Raw genomic sequence first — 16,543 nt, forward strand, 5'->3', positions numbered from 1 at the left:
GGACGGATCGGCTCACTGTTCGGCGTCCTGGGGATACCAGCGCAGCTCGACGGTGTTGCCGTCCGGGTCGCGCACGTACACCGACTGCGCGACGCCACGCGCGCCGGACCGGCCGACCGGCCCCTCCAGCACGGTGAGGACGCCGGAGTCGATCACCTGCTGCCAGTCCAGGGGGTCCACGACCAGGCAGATGTGGTCCACGTTCGACCCGCCGCGCGGGCGGTGGAGCAGGTCGATGATGGTGGACTCGTTCACCCTCACCGACGGGAAGGACACCTTCCCCGCCCGCCACTCCGCGACCCGCTCCTCCTGGAGCCCGAGCGTTCCCGAGTAGAACTCCAGCGACCGTTCGACGTCCCGCACGTTGAGGACCAGGTGGTCAAAGGCTTTCACGCGCATCGGCGATCTCCTTTCCGCATGGGAGGACTGGTCTACTTACCCGCGGGCACCGGCGCGTCGCCGGGGACGGCGCGTACGGTCTTCCGCCGGGTGACGAGCGTGAGGAGCAGCGAGGCCGCCGTCAGCGCCACACCGAACCAGACGACGCTCGTGACGCCCAGATGGTCGGCGAACAGCCCGCCGAAGAGCGCGCCGAGCGCGATCGAGGTGTTGTACGCCATCGTGTTGAGCGACATCGCGGCCTCGAACGTGTCGGGCGCGGCGGCCTGCGTCAGGTTGATCTGGGACAACTGGACGACCCCGAAGGAGACACCCCAGAGGACCAGCGACACGATCGAGCCGACCGGCCCGTGGCCGAACGCGAGCAGCGCCAGCAGCGACGCCACGAGTCCGGCGCAGCCGGCGAGGAAGCTGCCGCGCAGGCTCCTGTTCACCGTGAATCCGGCGACGAAGTTCCCCGCCGCGCCTCCCACGCCGTAGACCATCAGCACGACGGTGATGAAGAGCGGTGTGGCGGCGGCGCTCTGCTCCAGGTAGGGCCGCACGAACGTGTACGCGCCGAAATGGCCGAGCACGAACAGCACGACGGTGCACAGCACCAGGCGCAAGGGCGTGTTCCTGAGCGGGAGCCCGAAGACCTCCCGTACCGAGACCGCGTTCGTCGACGGCAGTGACGGGATGACGGTGACGACCGCGAGGAACACCAGAGCGCTGAGCCCGGCCCAGATGAGGAACGTGGTCCGCCACGTGGTGAGGCTCTCCAGTACGGTTCCCAGGGGTATGCCGACGACCGCGGCGACCGAGATGCCGGACATGACGATCGCGGCGGCCCTGTTCGCGTGGCGTCCGGGGACGAGGCGCATCGCCATGCTCACGCCGATGGCCCAGAACACGCCGCTGGCGAAGCCCATGACGAGCCGCGTCGTCAGGACCAGCGGGTAGTTCGGGGAGATGGCGGTGATCGTGTTGCCCACGGTCAGGATCACCAGGAGCGTCGACAGCAGGACGCGCCGGTTGACGCGCCTGGTCCAGGCCACGATGAAGGGCACGCCGAGCCCGGCGGAGACGCCGTACAGCGTGACCATCAGCCCGGCGGCGCCCACGGAGATGCCCAGGCTCGCGCTCACCGGGGTGAGCAGGCCGACGGGCATCAGCTCGGTCGTGAGGAAGACGAAGAGACTGGCCGTGATCGCCGAAACGCCGAGCCATGATCTCAAGATCGAGTGCGGGTGATTGTCGTTGGTGCCCATTCTCTTCTTCTCATCGGTTGGGTGGAGACATCAGGAACGAACTGCGGGGTCGGTCAGAGTCGCCGCGCGTGGACGCGTTCCAGCGCCCACAGCACGAAAGCCGCGGTGCACAGTCCGCCGCCGAGCAGGGTCACCCCGGTCCAGCCGGCCGCGGTCCAGGCCACCGAGGTCAGCAGCGACCCGGCGGCGCCCCCGAGAAAGCACGAGGTCATGAACGCGGAGTTGAGCCGGTTGCGGCTTTCCTGGCGCAGCGCATAGATGACGTTCTGGTTGGCGTTCAGCACCGCCTGGTGCGACACGTTGAACAGCACGACCCCGGCGGCGAGCCAGCCGGGCGAGAGCGCTCCGGCGCCGATCACCACCCAGGAGAGCGCCAGGACCGCGGTGGCGACGCCGCTGACCTGCTGCACCCGTCCGCGGTCGGCCAACCGGCCCGCGATCGGCGTGGTGACCGCCCCGGCGACCCCGACCAGGCCGAACAGTCCGATGGCCGCCTCGCTCCAGCCGTACGGCGGGCCTGACAGCAGGAACGTGACCGCCGTCCACAGCACGCTGAACGTGGCGAAGGACAGCGCGCCGATCCCGGCCCGCCAGCGCAGCAGCGGTTCGTGGCGGAACATCGCGAACGTCGACCGCAGCAGCGCCGGATAGGACAGCCCGACCCGGGTGTGCAGGCGCGGGAGGAACCGCCACAGCAGGACGGCGACGACCGACACCAGGACCGCGTTCAGCCAGTAGATCGTCCGCCAGCCGCCGAGCGCGGAGAGCGTGCCCGAGGCCGTGCGGGCCAGCAGGCCGCCGAGCAGCAGGCCCGCCATGACCGTCCCCACCACGCGCCCGCGCTCGCCGGGCGCCGCGAGCGTGGCCGCGTACGGGACCACGACCTGCGCGGCCACCGACGTGACCGCGGTCAGGGCGGTCCCGGCCAGCAGCACGGGACCGCTCGGCGCGAGGGCCGACACCAGCAGGAACACCGCGGTGGCGGCGAAGAGCAGGACCGCGAGGCGGCGGCGTTCGACCAGGTCGCCCAGCGGGACCAGGAGGATCAGCCCCACCGCGTACCCGCCCTGGGCGGCGGTCACGATCAGCGCGGCCATGGTGGTGCCCAGCCCCAGCTCCCGCCCGATCACCTCCAGCAGGGGCTGCGCGAAGTAGTTGCCGGCGACCGAGAGCCCGGTGGCCACCGACATCAGAAGCAGGATCCCGCGAGGCAGCCGCGGCTCGGCCGCCGGGGCGGGTGCCCGCTTCAGAGTTTCCTTCATGCGCTCAAGAGTGCGCGAGAACCGATCTATGAGTCCAACACATACTTTTCATAGCTATCGATCGCGATTCACTATCGTTGGCACGGGTCCCCGATCTGGCCGTTGACGCTCATGTTCATCCACCAGGTGACCGGCCTGCCCATGACCACGGTCGGCCTGGGCGTGACGCCGGCGGCCGGGGCCACGGCCCGCGACGTGGCCTGCGGGCTCGGCGGTCTCCTGTCGGCCACGTCCGTGTCGGTGGCGGGCCAGACCGGATTCGCGCTGATCGCGGCACTCAACGCGATCAGCTTCGCGGTGGCCGCCGCCTGACTGCTCCTGCCGGGCGGCGTCCGGCCGCGCGGGTGAGCGGCCGGGTGGCGGTTGTCGGCGGGTGCTGGGCGACCGGCCGTTCATGGGGCTGGCTGGCCGAGCAGGCGTTCACGCCGGCCCACCTGATCCTCTCCGTGGGACTGCCGCTGTACGCCGTCTCGGCCCTCGGGACGCCGGTCGCCCTGCTGGGCGTCCTTTACACGGTCAACACGCTGCTCATCGCGGCGGGACAACTCCCGGTGCGGCGCTTCCAGTGCCACGCCCGGCGTACGCACGCGATGGCGCCGGCCGGAGCCGAGTTCGTGTTCTCCTGCGCCCTGTACGCCGCGACGGCGTTCCTCCCCTCCGGCCTGCCGAGAGCCTGCGGCCTGGTGGCCGCGACCCTCGTCTTCACCCTCGCCGAACTCCTGCACACGGCACCGGCCGCCGCGCTGGCGGCGGGCACCGCGCCCCCGGCGCTGTGCGGCCGTTACCTGGCCGTCCATCAGATGACCTGGCCGGTGGGCCAGGCGCTGGCCCCGGCCGGGTTCTCGGCCCTGACCGGCGTGGCCCCGCCGCTGATCCGGGCCGTGCTGTCCGCCCTGCCGGGGGCGGTGGCCCAGGGCTCCCAGGGCCACGATCGGCGCAGCGGTGGTGCAGGCGGGTCAGGCGTCGGCGGCGTCCCCGCGCAGAGCGGCGGCGAAGCGGCGGCCCGGCGCCGGGTCGACCCCGAAGCGCTCGGCGTACAGCTCGTGGACCTCCGCCCACGGCTCGTGTGCCACCTCTTCCGAGACGAACTCGCCCGCGAGATGCGGTTCGAGCCGCGACAGGTAGGTCTCCCAGCCGGTGGCGGTCTGCGCGGTGAGGCTGCGGTCGTCGATGACGTGGGTGAAGACCAGGCGGCAGCCGCCCTCGTCGGCCGCCAGGTCGAAGCTGTAGGGCTGACCGGCATAGGTCCAGGCCAGGCGGTGGGGTGGAGCGACCTCGGTGACCTCGCCGCTCTCGCCGGCGGCCGCGAAGGTCTCGCCCCTCGCCGGCGTCCAGTCGGCGGCCGCCGGGAACCAGCGCTCCAGCTCGGCCGGCACGCTGACGGCCCGCCACACGCGCTCGATCGGGTACGGGAGCGCGCGCTCGAAGCGCAGGGCCGGGCGGCCGTCGATCGTCTCCAGGGTTCCGTGAATCATGGGTTCTCCTCCAGGTGTTGTTCCAGGGCGTCGAGGCGCCCCGACCAGAACACGCGACAGGGCTCCGGCCACCGGCCGACCTCGGCGAGGGGCCGGGGCGCGTGGACCCTCCGCACGCACCATGAGGATCGATCCCCCGGCGCGAGTTCGTGGTACGTGATGGCATCCTCGGCCATGACCCCCACCATATGCAAGCAACGACTTGCCTATCAACTCGGGGTGCCCCTCGCGGCCCACGACGAGGCGCCGCGACCCGAACAGGGCGCCGTCGGTCGCACCGGCGAAGATCCGGGCCAGGCCAGAGTTCACCCGCCCCCTGCGAACGCGCCCTCACGCGCCTTGGGACGAACAAGGCGCGGCCATGGGCGCGCACGACGCGCTCGTCGCCGGGGAAGTGGTTGCTCGCCCGTCCCGCACTCTTGGCCGCGCCCGCCATGAACGGCCCATCGGCGTTCCACGTCGTGTCGGTGGCCGCCAAGGCCCCGTTGACGTACTGCTCGATCCGGCGCGAGGTGGAGTCGCACCCGGTGCTCGGAGGCGCAGGCGGACGGGCCGGCGGCACCCGCTTGGTGCGACTGCGGGATCGTCCCGTCGTCGGCGGGCAGGGCCAGCGTGCGGGCCCAGGGGCCTCGACCGGCCCGGCGGCCAGGCCCGCGCCCAGCTCACCGCCCCGAGCCAAGAACGGCGGGCGGCGGGGCATGAGAGGGCGCCCGGGGTTCTCCCCGGGCGCCCTGCGGTGCCGGTGGCCCGCCGGAGCAGGGCTCCGGCCGGGTCAGCCGGCCGTCGCCCCTCCGCTAGGAGGGGAGAACCGGGAAGCAGTGTTCTCCTCTGACCCAGAGCGGGCCTTCCGCCCATCCCGTCCGGCAGTGGTACCTCTGCCAGAAGATCGGGCCCTGGATGACGACGTTGTGCAGCGGCCCCCAATGGTCGGGCCAGCAGTGCCGCCCGTGGACCGCGAAGTCGTCCACGTCGAGGTACCGGCACTCGAAGACGTGCGGGTGCCCGGACTGGACGGCGACCTGCGGGGTGGTGGCCCTGGCCTGGTCGGCGAGCGCGGCGGGTGCCAGGCTCAGCAGGCCGACCACGGCGGCGGCCGAGGCGAGCGCGTGACGACGGATGAACACGACGGAAGTCTCCTTTCACTCGAATGGAACCATCGCTACGCACAGTAATCTTCTGAATACTCAAAGTAAACAGACCGGAAGGTTACCCCACCGTGACGATGCCAGCGCCGCCACGCTGGTCACCGCTGGCCACCGCTGATCACTGCTGGTCACCGGGGTGGACACCCGAGTGGACAAGCCTTCGCGCGGCATGATCACAATATGGCGCTGTTCGCTCGATCCCCTCCCGGCACCGAAAGGCCGAACGTGATCAGAAAAGGCATTACCGGGCTACTGGCCTCGATCGCCATACTTCTATGCACCAGCACTCCGGGCGCGGCGGCGCACGACGAGTCCTACGGCCCCACACACCCCGGGCCGCTCTACGCGACGGTCACCGACCCGAGCGGGAAGCTGTCCTTACAGACGTTCGGGCGGCCGGACGGAAAGGACATGGTCTTCCGGATCTCCGGCTCCGTGTACGCCAACGTCGAGGGCAACAGTCTGGACCCGGCGATCCGGCACGGCCAGAAGCTGTTCAACATCGAGGGCTACAACATCCGGCGGCTGTACCGGGTCCCCGACACCAACCAGCTCTACCAGCTCTCCCGGGAGATCGTCTTCTACACCGACCCGGCGGACCCCCGGCGCGTCCTGCGCGAGTGGACGAACCCGATCGACGGCAAGACGTACCCGGTCGTCCCCATCAACAACGACACGGTCAACTTCGGACCGTTCCCGATCACCCCTTCGTACGCGGGCCCGCCGCTGCAGCAACTGCACGACGAGACGTTGTGGACCAGCGACATCGGCGTACGCACGAACTTCGCCGCCACGCTCGGCGAGGGGTTCGGCCTGACCGGCGGCGTCTACGCCGCGCAGGAGATGTTCGACTTCTCCGTCGATCAGCGCGAGGTGGCGGCCCGCACCAAGCCCGGCGTGCCGTTCGGGGCGATGAAGACGAAGATCAACTGGGCGCGGACCAGCCCGTGGGCGCCCTTCATGTGCCTGCCGGAGAGCGACGTGCGCGGCCAGCTCACCTACCACGCCCGTAGCTGGTCGCTGGGCTCCTACGGCCAGATCGAGCCGTGGCTGCGGGCCGAGGTCGAGGCGAACCACCCGCTGTACCAGGCCGCCCCCGCCGAACCCGGGCCGAGCGAGAACTCCTGGACGTCCTTCTACAACAAGCAGCTCGGCAAGGGCGCCACCACCTGGGCAGGATGGTGCGCCGCCAACGGCCGCGGCTGAACGCCCCGAAGACCGGCCGCCGCCCACCCGGGCGGCGGCCGGTCAGGACACGGGCACGCGGCCGGTCAGGACACGGGGTGCGGTGTGGTGGGCGACTGGGCGGCCATCAGGAGATCGATGAGCGCCAGCAGCACATCGCGTCCCTCCCTCCGGTCGCGGGCGTCGCAGAGCAGCAGGGGCACCTGCGGATCGAGGTCGAGCGCCTTGCGGATCTCCTCGTGGGTCCGGTCCCGTACGCCGTGGAAGCAGTTGACGCCGACGACGAACGGGATGCCGCGGCTCTCGAAGAAGTCGATCGACGCGAAGCTCACCTCCAGCCGCCGGGTGTCGACCAGGACGACCGCCCCCAGTGCCCCGTTGACGAGGTCGTTCCACATGAACCAGAACCGTTCCTGCCCGGGGGTGCCGAACAGGTAGAGCACGAGCTGCCGGTTGATGGTGATGCGGCCGAAGTCCAGCGCGACCGTGGTGGTGGCCTTGCCGCCCACGCCGTCCAGATCGTCGACGCCGACGCTGGCGTGCGTCAGGTACTCCTCCGTACGCAGGGCGGCGACCTCGCTCACCGCGCCGACCATGGTCGTCTTCCCGACGCCGAACCCGCCGGCGATCAGGATCTTCACGGCCAGGGGAGCACCGTCACCGTGGTCAGAGTTCGCGTAACCCATCCCTCACCGCCTCCAGGATTGAAATGTCGGGGAGACCGCCTGCCCGCGCGAAAGCCAGCGGTGGCCGGGCCCGTACCTGGCCCGACTCGATCAGATCGCCGATGAGAATCTTGGTCACCGACACCGGGAGGTGCAGCGCGGCGGCGATCTCGGCCACCGCCAGGGGCCGCCGGCAGAGACCGTGGACGGTACGGTGCTCCGGCTGGAGCCTGCGCCGGTCGCGTCCCGGCTCCGCGAGCACCTCGGCGACCGCCGTCACCACGGTGATCAGCGTCAGGTCGTCCCGCTCGGGGGTGGTTCGCCCGCCGGTGATCGTGTAAGGACGGACCAGGGACCGGTCGGCGTCGTCGTCCGCCTGGCCCTCCGTCCAGTGCCTCATCCGTGTCCTCCGATGTCGCGGCCCTGCGGGGTGCGGGCGTCGGTGCCCAGCTTCTGCCCGACCTGCTGGATCAGGGTGTGCATCGCGACGCTCATCAGCTCGGCGTCGACCTCCTGCGAGGCGAGCACGGCCAGATGGGTGCCCCGGCCCGCCGCGGTGATGAACAGCCACAGGTCGGCCATCTCGATGATGACCTGCTGGACCGGTCCGCCGCTGAAGAGCTGCCCGACGCCGCGGGCCAGGCTCTGCTGGCCGGTGGCGATCGCGGCCAGGCGTTCCGCGTCCGTGCGGTCGATGGTCCTGGACCGGCTGACCACGAGGCCGTCGTCGGACAGCACGACGGCGTGCCGGGTGCCGGCGACTTGATCCACCAGGCCGTCCAGCAGCCAGTCCAGGTCCCTGTTGGTGGCGGTGGTGCGCTGCGTCATCATCGATCTTCCGTCGTCGGGGTGGTGGGTTCCGGGGATCCGCCCGGCCGGGGCGGGGCGGCGTCGTCATCGGCGCGGCGCTTGCGCGACTGCCGTTGGAACGCGCCGATGGTGGCGCCGGATCGGCGCGGTTGGTCGCGCGCGGCCCGGCCTTCCTGGTCGCGGTCGTCCGTGTCCGCGGTGGCCTTCAGCTCCTCGGCCAGGCTGGCCTGGCGCACCCGCTGGGGCAGTGGACGGCGGGCGGACGGCGCCGCCGCGCCGCCGCGGTCCTGCGGTCCCGCCGGGCCCCGCTCCGGCCCCGGCCCCGGCTCCGGCGAGCCTGCCTGGGCGGTCACGGACGCCATCGCCCGTCCTCTGGAACGGGTCGGCAGCGCACCGTCCTCGCGGGCCGGGCCCGCCTCCGACCCGGGTTCCTCGTCGGCCGCGGTGGCGGCGGTGGCGGCCTCCTGGAGGGCCTCCTGGGGGTCCTCTTCCGGGCGCGGGGCCGGTTCGGGAGCGGCGGGCGGGCGGTCCACGATGAGCGGCTCCTGGAGGAGCACGACGACCCTGGTGCCGCCGAAGGCCGAGGCTCGCATCTCCACCTGCAGGCCCAGGTTCGCGGCGAGCCTGGCGACCACGTACAGGCCCAGGCGTACGTCGTCGGCGTGGGTCAGCACGTCGAGCTGGGGCGGCGACTGCAGGAGGGCGTTGACGGCGACGTACTGCTCGGGTTCCATGCCGAGGCCGCGGTCCTCGATCTCCACGGCGACGCCCCGGCCGACCGCCGCGGCCCGTACCTCGACGGGGGTCAGCGGCTTGGAGAAGGTGGTGGCGTTCTCCATCAGCTCCGCCAGGACGTGGATCAGCGAGCCCACCGCGCGCTCGGCTATCCAGGGCTCGCCCTCGACGTCGATCGAGATCCGGCGGTAGTCCTGGACCTCGCTCTGGGCGGCGCGCAGGATGGCGAGCAGCCGCACCGGCTTGCGCCAGCGCCGCTGCGGCTGCCCGCCGCCGAGGATCACCAGGTTCTCCTCGTAGCGGCGCAGCCGGGCGGTGAGGTGGTCCAGGTCGAACAGCCCCTCCAGCACCTCGGGGTCCTCGTGCTTGTGCTCCAGCTCGTCCAGCTTCTTCAACTGCAGGCCGATGAGGATCTGCGTGCGGCGGGCGATGCGCTGGAGCATGCGCTGGAAGCCGCGGTGCTGTTCGGCCTGCCGTACGGCGGTGCGGACGGCGCTGCGGCGGGCCAGGTTGAGCGCGTGCCCGAGTTCGCCCAGCTCGTCGCCGGTGGGCGTGATCATGGGCACTTCCGCGTCCGCGTCGACGTCCTCGCCGCGCCGCAGCCGGGCGACCACGTCGGGCAGCCGCTCCTGCAGTTCGTGGGCTTCCTGGCGCAGGTGCGTGATCCGCCGCCGCAGCACGGCGGTCAGCCGCCAGCTCGTGAGGACCACCAGGCCCAGCGCGAGCAGGCCGACGGTGGAGATACTGACGAAGACCGTGAAGATCATGTTGGCGTGGCCATAGCCGATCGCGGTGACGTGCTCGAATCGCAGGCTGAGCAGTTCGCGCAGTTGCGTGGTGACCGTCTCCGTCGAGGAGCGCCAGGTGCCGCTGTCCTCGCGGAGCCTCATCTGATCGCCGTCGGCGTTGCCCGCGGCGAGGGTCAGCCGCCCTTCCACGGCGGTCATGGCCCGCCACGCCTCGCCCTCCATGAGCTTGGCGTACCGGGTCTCCTCGCCCGTGAGCACGGGGACCACCCGGGCGCGCATGAGGTGGTTCCTGGTGCCGATGGCCTCGGTGGCGAGGCCGTACTCGGCCTTCGTGAGCCGGCCGGTCTCCCAGCCGCGGGCCAGCAGGGCGTCTTCCCTGCCGACCAGGTCGATGATCCAGAGCAGGTCGACCAGCGGCTGGGACGCGGTGTTCACCTGGCCCTCGTCGGTGTGGCTGAGCGCGGTCAGCACGCCGAGGCCCGACTCGACGACGCCGCTGTAGTAGTCGAACGCCTGGCGGCTGCCGGACGAGCCCTCGTCCACCGCGCGACGCTGCTGCTCCAGGAGGTCGAGGCCGCGTACGGTCCGGGAGATCGCGGCGGTGAGGCCCTCCTGCCCGTTGGCGACGTCCAGCGCCGTCAGAGGGCGGAAGGCGCGCACGGCCCCGTCGGTCGCCTCGCGCCGCTCGGCCAGACTCTGACGGGCGGCGCTCCCTGGACCGGCCTGGCTCCTCGGACCGGCCAGCACCCGCGCGGTGACCTGGCGCTCCTGGTTCAGCGCGAAGAACAGGTCTATCGCGGGCCTGCCGACGATCGTGGTGGCCAGGTCCATCTGGGCCTGCTCCGCCTGCCACTGCGTGAAGAGCTGGCGCATGCCCGACGCCAGCAGCGGGGTGAACGTCACACTCGGCACGATCACGACGATGAGCAGCACGGTACGCAACGGCAGCCGGCGTCCACCGGCCGGTCGCCGCGGCCCGCCCCCGGCCGGCCCCGCCGGTCCGCTCCCACCGTTCTGACCGCCGCCGTTCCGGCCGCCGCCGGCCGGCCCCGCCGGTCCGCTGCCGCCGTTCTGGGCCCCCGCGCGTTGTCGCCTGTTCCTGCCCCATCCAGCCACGTGCAGGACACTCTCCTCGCCGGTTGGTGAAGCCCATGATGAATGATCGCCGTACAGGCGATCGGTGCCAGATCGTAGTCATACGGCAGGTATGCCGAAAGCCCCAGTTGTACCGCTCCCGCGACGACCTGGCCGAGCGGCCCGTCCATCGGTGCGCGTGGCGTTCGTCGGGGCCGCCGTCCGGGATAATGCCGTGGTGATTCCTTTACGCGTGGCCGCGGTGGCGCTGCTCTGCCCGGTCCTGCTCGCCACCACGGGCTGTGCGCTGCTCGGGGAGGCAGTCGGCACCTTCTCCTTCTCGATGCCGAGCGAGTCGATGCTGCCGACCGTCGAGAAGGGAGCGCGCCTCACGGTTCGGCGGGCCGCGGGTGACTATGTCCTCCGCCCGGGTGACGTCGTCGTGTTCACACCGGCCGACTGGACGGGTGTCACCCCGGGCGCCGGGCACGTGTCGAGGGTCGTCGGCGTACCGGGAAGCACCGTGGTCTGCTGTGACTCCCAGGGGCGCCTCGAGGTGAACGGCAAGGCGCTGGACGAGCCGTACATCGCCGTTCCGCCCGCTTCGCACGTGAAGTTCCGTGTCCAGGTCCCAGCGGGCCGGCTGTGGATGATGAGCGACAACCGCCACATCGCCCTGGACTCCCGCGCTCACGTCGGTGACCCCGGCGAGGGCACCGTCGCGGTCTCCGACGTCGACGGCCAGGTGAGTCTGCCGGTTCGGTAGAAGGCGGAGGGCCGGGCCACGCAGCGGCACCCGGTCCTGTACCTGGCAGGTGTACTCCCGGCAGTGCGCTGGTTACGACCCGGCGGGTGGCCGCAGGCTGGGTCCGTACGCCACTTTCGAAGGAAACGGGGGCATGATGAAGGTTCTGGTGATCGGTGCGACGGGGACCCTGGGCCGCGCGGTGTGCGCCGCGCTCGCCGTACGCCACGACGTGGTGGGGGCCTCCCGCGGCGGCCCGGTCAAGGTCGACCTGGCGGACGCCGCGTCCATGGACCGGTTGTTCGAGGAGGTCGGCCCGGTGGACGCGGTGGTGGTCTGCGCGGCGAGCGGCGCGATGACGCCGCTGGGCGGGACCTCGGACGCGGACTTCTGGACCGGCCTCCAGGGCAAGCTCGTCGGCCAGGTCAACCTGGCGCGCCGGGCGCTCGCGCGCCTCCCGCGCGGCGGGTCCGTCACGCTCACCAGCGGCCGGTTCGCCGAGCCGGTCCCGGGAAGCGCGCTCGGCCATCTCGTCAACGCGGGTCTGGAGGCGTTCGTGCACGCCGCCGCGATCGAGACGCCTCCCGGCGTCCGGCTGAACGTCGTGAGCCCCGGCTGGATCCGCGAGACGCTGCTCGTCCTGGGCCTGGACCCCGCCGACGGCACCCCCGCCGCCGAGGTGGCCCGCCTGTACGTGGAGGCGGTGGAAGGCGACGCCCACGGCCGCACGCTGACCGGGCGGGGCGGCCCCACCGCGGCCCGCTGAGCGGCGGACGCCGCGCTGCCTGCATCTCACAGGTGCAGGCTCCACCGCGGCGAGTACGGCATCCTTGGCGATATGGACACAAAGCTCGAACTTGGCGAATTCCTGAGAAATCGCCGGGCCAGGCTGCGGCCCGCGGACGTGGGACTGGCGGAGCACGGTGGCCGCCGCCGCGTCCCTGGGCTGCGCCGGGAGGAGCTCGCCCAGCTCGCCGGGGTCAGCGCCGGTTACTACACCCGGCTGGAGCAGGGGAACAGCCCCAACGCCTCGGACGCCGTGCTGGACGCCATCGCCCGCGTGCTCCGGCTCGACACCGCCGAGCAGGCACACCTGTACGCGCTCGCGCGCCCCGCGCCCGCGACGGCCCGCAGGCGCAGCCGCCAGGAACGGCTGCGCCCATCGGTGCGGCTGATGCTCGACGCCGTCGGAGACACCCCCGCGCTGATCATCGGCCGCGCCGCCGACGTGCTCGCCTGGAACCGCACCGGACACGCGCTGCTCGCCGGCCACCTGGACTTCGACGCGCCTGACCGGCCGGGCGGCCGCCCCAACGTCGCCCGCCTCGTCTTCCTCGACGAGCACACCCGCGGGCTGTACACCGACTGGCGGGCCAAGGCCAGGGACACGGTGGCCGATCTGCGGCGGTCGGCGGCCCGGCACCCGGACGACCGCGAACTGGCGGAGCTGGTCGGCGAGCTGACCATGAAGAGCCGCGAGTTCGCCGCCCTGTGGTCGGCGCACCCCGTACGCGTGTGCGACCACCACGTCCGCGAGCTGCACCATCCCCTGGTGGGCCGCCTCACCCTCCACAACGAGGCCCTGCTCCTGCCCGACGACGACCGCCAGCGCCTCGCGCTGTTCTTCGCCGAGCCGGGCTCCTCCTCCGCCGCCGGGCTGAGGCTGCTGGCGGACCTCGTCGCCGGAAGCCACGACGCGCGGGAAAGCCGGATGCCGGGCTGAGACCCATGGGGCCCCGGTCGTCGACCAGGGCCCCACAGAAGCCGGTCACCTCGGGCCGGAGGCCCCGGGCTCGTCGGGAGGTGGCCGGGTCAGGTGCCGGCGGACTGCACGGTGAGCAGGGGGTTGCGCGGCACGCCCCTGCGCCGTTCCAGGCGCACCTCGAACCGGCTCAGGTCGCCCCGGTGCGAGGCCACGAAATACTCGACGGGCCGCCCGTCCGGCGCGTACGACGTGCTGGACAGCAGGAGGATCGGGCTGCCGCGGCGGATGTCCAGCGCCTGTCCCACCGCCGCGGGCGCGGGCACGGCCTCCACCTGCCGCCGCCCCCAGGAGATCTCGATGCCGTACTTGTCCTCCAGGAGCGCGTACAGCGACTGGTGGGTCAGGTCCTCCTCCAGCAGCCCCGGGCACAACGCGTACGGCAGGTACGTCACGACCACCACCCACGGGATCTCGTCCACGAACCGCAACCGGTCGAGGACGATGACCGGGTCGCCCGGCGCGATCGCCAGCTCGGCGGCGACCTCGGGGGTGGCCGGGACCCGTTCGAGGCGGCGCACGTCGCTGCGCATGGTGCCACCGCGCGAGGTGACGTCTTCGTGCAGGCCGGTGAGGGTCTGGACCAGACGCTCCGAGGTCTTGGGCGGCGTCACGAACGACCCCTGCCCCTTCCTGCGCACGATGCGGCCGCTGATCTCCAGCTCGCGCAGCGCCTGCCTGACCACGGTCCGCGACACGCCGTACGAGTCGCACAGCTCGCTCTCGCTGGGCAGGCGGTCGCCGGGGCGGTGCACCCCCTCGTCCATGTCGGAGATGAGGGCCTGCTGAAGCTGGTAGTACATCGGGACGAACGACTCCCGGTCCAGCCGCTGTTGGGTCATGACTCCCCTGAGGTGTGTGCGATCGTGTCCAGCCGGGCGAACGTCTCCTCGCCGATCGAGGTCCCGTAGACGCCGCCGATGTGGTCGGCCCAGCCGTGCAGGAAATAGCGCCACCCGTCCGCCACCCGCAGCCCGCGCCGGGCGGCCTGGCGTCCGGCCTGGCGCAGGAAGGTGAGCGGCCCCCGGTAGTTCAGCTCCCAGACGACGGCCTCCCTGGGGAAGAGCGCGGCGTCGCCGATCGGCGAGCCGGGCCGGTCCTTGCCCATGCCGGTGGCGTTGACGACGAGCGAGCCGGCGGGCAGCCCGGCCGGCAGGTCGTCGCCGGGCGGCACGCACCGCACCTCCACCGGCGCGCCGAGCGCCGCCGCCACCTCGCGTACCTTGCGCAGCCGCTCGGGCAGCACGTCCGACACGATCAGGCGGCCCGGCCGGTCGGTGTGACGTTCCAGCAGCACGACGGCGATCGCCAGCCCGGCCCCGCCGGCGCCGAGGCACAGCGCGTGGCCGCCGGTCCTGGCGAAGTGGCCGGGGGGCAGGATCTCGCGCAGCGCGCGGGCCGCCGTCACGACGTCTCTGGCCGCGCCCGCCAGCCGCCCGTCCCGCTTGGTGACGAGGGAGATCTCCCCGCACAGCCGGGCGTAGTCGTCCAGCTCGTCGAACAGGTCGGACGCGGCGGCGTGCACGCCGGTCTTGTGGCTGGTGATCAGGGCGCCCCGGGTGTGCGGGTCGGCGGCCAGCTCGGCCACCGCGGCGCGGTAGACCTCCGGCGGGCTGCCCAGCGGCAGGTCCTGCCCGACCAGGCGGGCGGCGGGCAGCCCGAGCGCCCGCGCCCAGCGGGGGAACAGGGCGTGGATCGACGACTGTGAGGTCGTGACGCCGAGAAACCGCATGAGGTCGGGGCCGGTGCCGGCCTCGGCGGGGTCTCGGGACAGGATCTCAATGCTCATTGAACCACGGCTCCAGCCGGGCGTAGGCGTCGAGGAAGCGGTGATACCGGCGAATGTACCGCTCGTGAACGATCATGTCTGGCATGATCGCCGGTTCGGCGGCCGAGAGCCCCGGGGCGACGCCGAAGTCGTCGAAGACGCCCATCGCGACCCCGCCCACGATCGCCGCGCCCAGGCTGTTGGCCTCGACGATCGTACGCCGGCGCACCGGCAGGCCCCACACGTCGGCCAGCACGCGCAGCACCTCGCCGGCCACGGCCGCGCCGCCCACCGCGTCGATGCGCTCGATCGCGGTGCCGTTGCCGGTGAAGGCCCGCAGCCCGGTCAGGAGGTTCATCGCCACGCCCTCCACCACGGCCCTGGCCAGGTGGGCGCGCTCGTGGTGGCGGGCCAGCCCGATGAACGCGGCCCGCGCCTTGGGGTTCCAGTACGGCGAGCGCTCCCCCAGCAGGTGGGGCAGGAAGAACAGGCCGTCTCCCGCGGCCTCGACCTTGCCCGCGGCGGCGAGCAGGTCGGCGTGCGGCGCGGCGAGCACCTCGCTGATCCACTCCAGCGACGCGCCGCCGGCCTGCATCGTGGCCGTGGGCACGAACCGGCCGGGCACGACGTGGTTGAACGTCATGGTCCGCATGCCGGGGTCGAGCAGCGGAGCGTCGGCGGCCAGCGAGATCCACGAGGAGGAGCCCAGGTAGGTGTAGGCGGAGCCGTCGGGCGCCACCACGCCGGCGCCGGTCGCGGCGCACGGCCCGTCGCCGCCGCCGATCACCACCGGGGTGCCCTGGGCCAGGCCCGTGAGCGCGGCGGCCTCGGGCGTGACATGGCCGATCACGGTGGTGGACGGGACGACCTCCGGCCACAGCGTCATCGGGACACCGGCCGCCTCCAGGATCTCCTCCGACCAGACCCCGGCCACCTGGTCGAAGGCGTTGGTGCCGGACGCGTCTGACGGGTCGGTGGCCAGGCGCCCGGTCAGCCGGTGCGCGACGAAGTCCTTGGCCTGCACGATCGCGCGGGTGGCGGCGTACGCGTCCGGCTCGTGCTCGCGCACCCACAGCACCTTCGCCAGCGAGTACGTGGCGTTGAGCCGGTGGCCGGTCAGCTCGTAGACCCGCTCCATCGGGATCCGGCCGAGCAGGTGCTCGCACTGCCCGGCGGAGCGGGTGTCGGCCCAGATGATCGCCGGGCGCACCGGCTCGCCCCGCCCGTCGAGGAAGACCGCGCCCATCATCTGCCCGGAGAACGACACGCAGGTGATCTCCGTCGGGGCCGTGCCCGTCCGTTCCAGCAGGTCACGGGTCGAGCGGAGCACCGCGTCCCACCAGTCGAGCGGAGACTGCTCGGCCCGGCCCCCCGGCCCGAACGCGGTGGGGTAACGCACGGTGATCACCGCGGTGGGAGTACCGTCGTCGCCGAACATCGCCGCCTTGTCGCCGGTGGTGCCGAGGTCGTGGGTGAGGATCATCTGCTGCTCCGAGTGGCCTGGGGTGGCCCCAACTTT

General features: G+C 72.3%; 18 protein-coding genes. 5 read left to right on the forward strand and 13 right to left on the reverse strand.

Going from position 1 to position 16,543, the window contains the following annotated elements; translation table 11 throughout:
• Positions 1-12: 12 nt before the first annotated feature.
• The 3 genes from ACZ6S0_RS33995 to ACZ6S0_RS34005 are packed head-to-tail and all read right to left on the reverse strand — an operon-like array spanning position 13 to position 2,911.
• Entirely contained in the window at positions 13-399 is a 387-nt protein-coding gene (locus ACZ6S0_RS33995) for a VOC family protein (RefSeq protein WP_465923406.1), read from the reverse strand.
• A gap of 32 nt (positions 400-431) precedes the next feature.
• A complete protein-coding gene (locus tag ACZ6S0_RS34000; RefSeq protein WP_465923407.1) occupies positions 432-1,649 on the reverse strand; it encodes an MFS transporter in 1,218 nt (405 codons plus the stop codon).
• Positions 1,650-1,702: 53 nt separating this feature from the next.
• The gene (locus ACZ6S0_RS34005) at positions 1,703-2,911 is read right to left on the reverse strand and encodes an MFS transporter (RefSeq protein ID WP_465923408.1); all 1,209 of its coding nucleotides are present in this window, start codon (positions 2,909-2,911) and stop codon (positions 1,703-1,705) included.
• Between the two features lie 102 nt (positions 2,912-3,013).
• Here ACZ6S0_RS34005 and ACZ6S0_RS34010 point away from each other — a divergent pair, with 102 nt between their 5' ends.
• Positions 3,014-3,223, forward strand: coding sequence for a hypothetical protein (locus ACZ6S0_RS34010; protein WP_465923409.1), 210 nt, complete (start codon positions 3,014-3,016; stop codon positions 3,221-3,223).
• Positions 3,224-3,419: 196 nt separating this feature from the next.
• On the opposite strand, the gene ACZ6S0_RS34015 is transcribed toward ACZ6S0_RS34010, so the two are convergent.
• The 3 genes from ACZ6S0_RS34015 to ACZ6S0_RS34025 form a co-directional block, all read right to left on the reverse strand.
• Positions 3,420-3,617, reverse strand: coding sequence for a hypothetical protein (locus ACZ6S0_RS34015; protein WP_465923410.1), 198 nt, complete (start codon positions 3,615-3,617; stop codon positions 3,420-3,422).
• A 250-nt stretch (positions 3,618-3,867) separates the two neighbouring features.
• Positions 3,868-4,386 (reverse strand): SRPBCC domain-containing protein, encoded by a 519-nt coding sequence (locus tag ACZ6S0_RS34020; protein ID WP_465923411.1) that lies wholly within the window; start codon positions 4,384-4,386, stop codon positions 3,868-3,870.
• A gap of 794 nt (positions 4,387-5,180) precedes the next feature.
• Entirely contained in the window at positions 5,181-5,510 is a 330-nt protein-coding gene (locus ACZ6S0_RS34025; protein WP_465923412.1) for a hypothetical protein, read from the reverse strand.
• A 246-nt stretch (positions 5,511-5,756) separates the two neighbouring features.
• On the opposite strand from ACZ6S0_RS34025, the gene ACZ6S0_RS34030 reads away from it, so the two are divergent.
• Entirely contained in the window at positions 5,757-6,737 is a 981-nt protein-coding gene (locus tag ACZ6S0_RS34030) for a DUF1838 family protein (RefSeq protein WP_465923413.1), read from the forward strand.
• A 65-nt stretch (positions 6,738-6,802) separates the two neighbouring features.
• Here ACZ6S0_RS34030 and ACZ6S0_RS34035 read toward each other — a convergent pair whose 3' ends face one another.
• The 4 genes from ACZ6S0_RS34035 to ACZ6S0_RS34050 are packed head-to-tail and all read right to left on the reverse strand — an operon-like array spanning position 6,803 to position 10,608.
• Complete coding sequence (locus ACZ6S0_RS34035) at positions 6,803-7,402, reverse strand: GTP-binding protein (protein ID WP_465923414.1); 600 nt, start codon at positions 7,400-7,402, stop codon at positions 6,803-6,805.
• Positions 7,383-7,781, reverse strand: a complete 399-nt coding sequence (locus ACZ6S0_RS34040) for a DUF742 domain-containing protein (RefSeq protein WP_344872643.1) — start codon at positions 7,779-7,781, stop codon at positions 7,383-7,385. The genes ACZ6S0_RS34035 and ACZ6S0_RS34040 overlap by 20 nt, the downstream gene beginning before the upstream one ends.
• A complete protein-coding gene (locus ACZ6S0_RS34045; protein ID WP_465923415.1) occupies positions 7,778-8,212 on the reverse strand; it encodes a roadblock/LC7 domain-containing protein in 435 nt (144 codons plus the stop codon). The genes ACZ6S0_RS34040 and ACZ6S0_RS34045 overlap by 4 nt, the downstream gene beginning before the upstream one ends.
• A complete protein-coding gene (locus ACZ6S0_RS34050; RefSeq protein WP_465923416.1) occupies positions 8,209-10,608 on the reverse strand; it encodes a sensor histidine kinase in 2,400 nt (799 codons plus the stop codon). The genes ACZ6S0_RS34045 and ACZ6S0_RS34050 overlap by 4 nt, the downstream gene beginning before the upstream one ends.
• A 379-nt stretch (positions 10,609-10,987) precedes the next feature.
• On the opposite strand from ACZ6S0_RS34050, the gene lepB reads away from it, so the two are divergent.
• The 3 genes from lepB (at position 10,988) to ACZ6S0_RS34065 (ending at position 13,217) form a co-directional block, all read left to right on the forward strand.
• On the forward strand, positions 10,988-11,515 hold the full coding sequence (gene lepB, locus ACZ6S0_RS34055; RefSeq protein WP_465923417.1) for a signal peptidase I: 528 nt from the start codon (positions 10,988-10,990) through the stop codon (positions 11,513-11,515).
• A 133-nt stretch (positions 11,516-11,648) separates the two neighbouring features.
• Positions 11,649-12,260, forward strand: coding sequence for a short chain dehydrogenase (locus ACZ6S0_RS34060; protein ID WP_465923418.1), 612 nt, complete (start codon positions 11,649-11,651; stop codon positions 12,258-12,260).
• Positions 12,261-12,332: 72 nt separating this feature from the next.
• Positions 12,333-13,217, forward strand: coding sequence for a helix-turn-helix domain-containing protein (locus tag ACZ6S0_RS34065; protein ID WP_465923419.1), 885 nt, complete (start codon positions 12,333-12,335; stop codon positions 13,215-13,217).
• An 89-nt stretch (positions 13,218-13,306) separates the two neighbouring features.
• On the opposite strand, the gene ACZ6S0_RS34070 is transcribed toward ACZ6S0_RS34065, so the two are convergent.
• From ACZ6S0_RS34070 to ACZ6S0_RS34080, 3 genes are read right to left on the reverse strand one after another with little or no spacing between them, the layout of a single operon-like run.
• The gene (locus ACZ6S0_RS34070) at positions 13,307-14,098 is read right to left on the reverse strand and encodes a GntR family transcriptional regulator (protein WP_465923420.1); all 792 of its coding nucleotides are present in this window, start codon (positions 14,096-14,098) and stop codon (positions 13,307-13,309) included.
• Positions 14,095-15,045 carry a shikimate dehydrogenase family protein gene (locus tag ACZ6S0_RS34075; protein WP_465923421.1) on the reverse strand — a complete coding sequence of 317 codons (951 nt, stop codon included), beginning with the start codon at positions 15,043-15,045 and terminating at the stop codon, positions 14,095-14,097. Before ACZ6S0_RS34075 ends, ACZ6S0_RS34070 begins: the two co-directional genes overlap by 4 nt.
• Positions 15,035-16,507 (reverse strand): xylulokinase, encoded by a 1,473-nt coding sequence (locus tag ACZ6S0_RS34080; protein WP_465923422.1) that lies wholly within the window; start codon positions 16,505-16,507, stop codon positions 15,035-15,037. Before ACZ6S0_RS34080 ends, ACZ6S0_RS34075 begins: the two co-directional genes overlap by 11 nt.
• Between the last annotated feature and the right edge of the window lie 36 nt (positions 16,508-16,543).

The organism is Nonomuraea sp. NPDC051298 (genome assembly GCF_055586305.1).

What these genes read in the sequence shown, in the direction of transcription:
- ACZ6S0_RS33995 (WP_465923406.1), bottom strand. Translation starts at nt 399, where the DNA reads ATGCGCGTGAAAGCCTTTGACCACCTGGTCCTCAACGTGCGGGACGTC.
- ACZ6S0_RS34000 (WP_465923407.1), bottom strand. Translation starts at nt 1,649, where the DNA reads ATGGGCACCAACGACAATCACCCGCACTCGATCTTGAGATCATGGCTC.
- ACZ6S0_RS34005 (WP_465923408.1), bottom strand. Translation starts at nt 2,911, where the DNA reads ATGAAGGAAACTCTGAAGCGGGCACCCGCCCCGGCGGCCGAGCCGCGG.
- ACZ6S0_RS34020 (WP_465923411.1), bottom strand. Translation starts at nt 4,386, where the DNA reads ATGATTCACGGAACCCTGGAGACGATCGACGGCCGCCCGGCCCTGCGC.
- ACZ6S0_RS34035 (WP_465923414.1), bottom strand. Translation starts at nt 7,402, where the DNA reads ATGGGTTACGCGAACTCTGACCACGGTGACGGTGCTCCCCTGGCCGTG.
- ACZ6S0_RS34040 (WP_344872643.1), bottom strand. Translation starts at nt 7,781, where the DNA reads ATGAGGCACTGGACGGAGGGCCAGGCGGACGACGACGCCGACCGGTCC.
- ACZ6S0_RS34045 (WP_465923415.1), bottom strand. Translation starts at nt 8,212, where the DNA reads ATGATGACGCAGCGCACCACCGCCACCAACAGGGACCTGGACTGGCTG.
- ACZ6S0_RS34060 (WP_465923418.1), top strand. Translation starts at nt 11,649, where the DNA reads ATGATGAAGGTTCTGGTGATCGGTGCGACGGGGACCCTGGGCCGCGCG.
- ACZ6S0_RS34065 (WP_465923419.1), top strand. Translation starts at nt 12,333, where the DNA reads ATGGACACAAAGCTCGAACTTGGCGAATTCCTGAGAAATCGCCGGGCC.
- ACZ6S0_RS34070 (WP_465923420.1), bottom strand. Translation starts at nt 14,098, where the DNA reads ATGACCCAACAGCGGCTGGACCGGGAGTCGTTCGTCCCGATGTACTAC.
- ACZ6S0_RS34075 (WP_465923421.1), bottom strand. Translation starts at nt 15,045, where the DNA reads ATGAGCATTGAGATCCTGTCCCGAGACCCCGCCGAGGCCGGCACCGGC.
- ACZ6S0_RS34080 (WP_465923422.1), bottom strand. Translation starts at nt 16,507, where the DNA reads ATGATCCTCACCCACGACCTCGGCACCACCGGCGACAAGGCGGCGATG.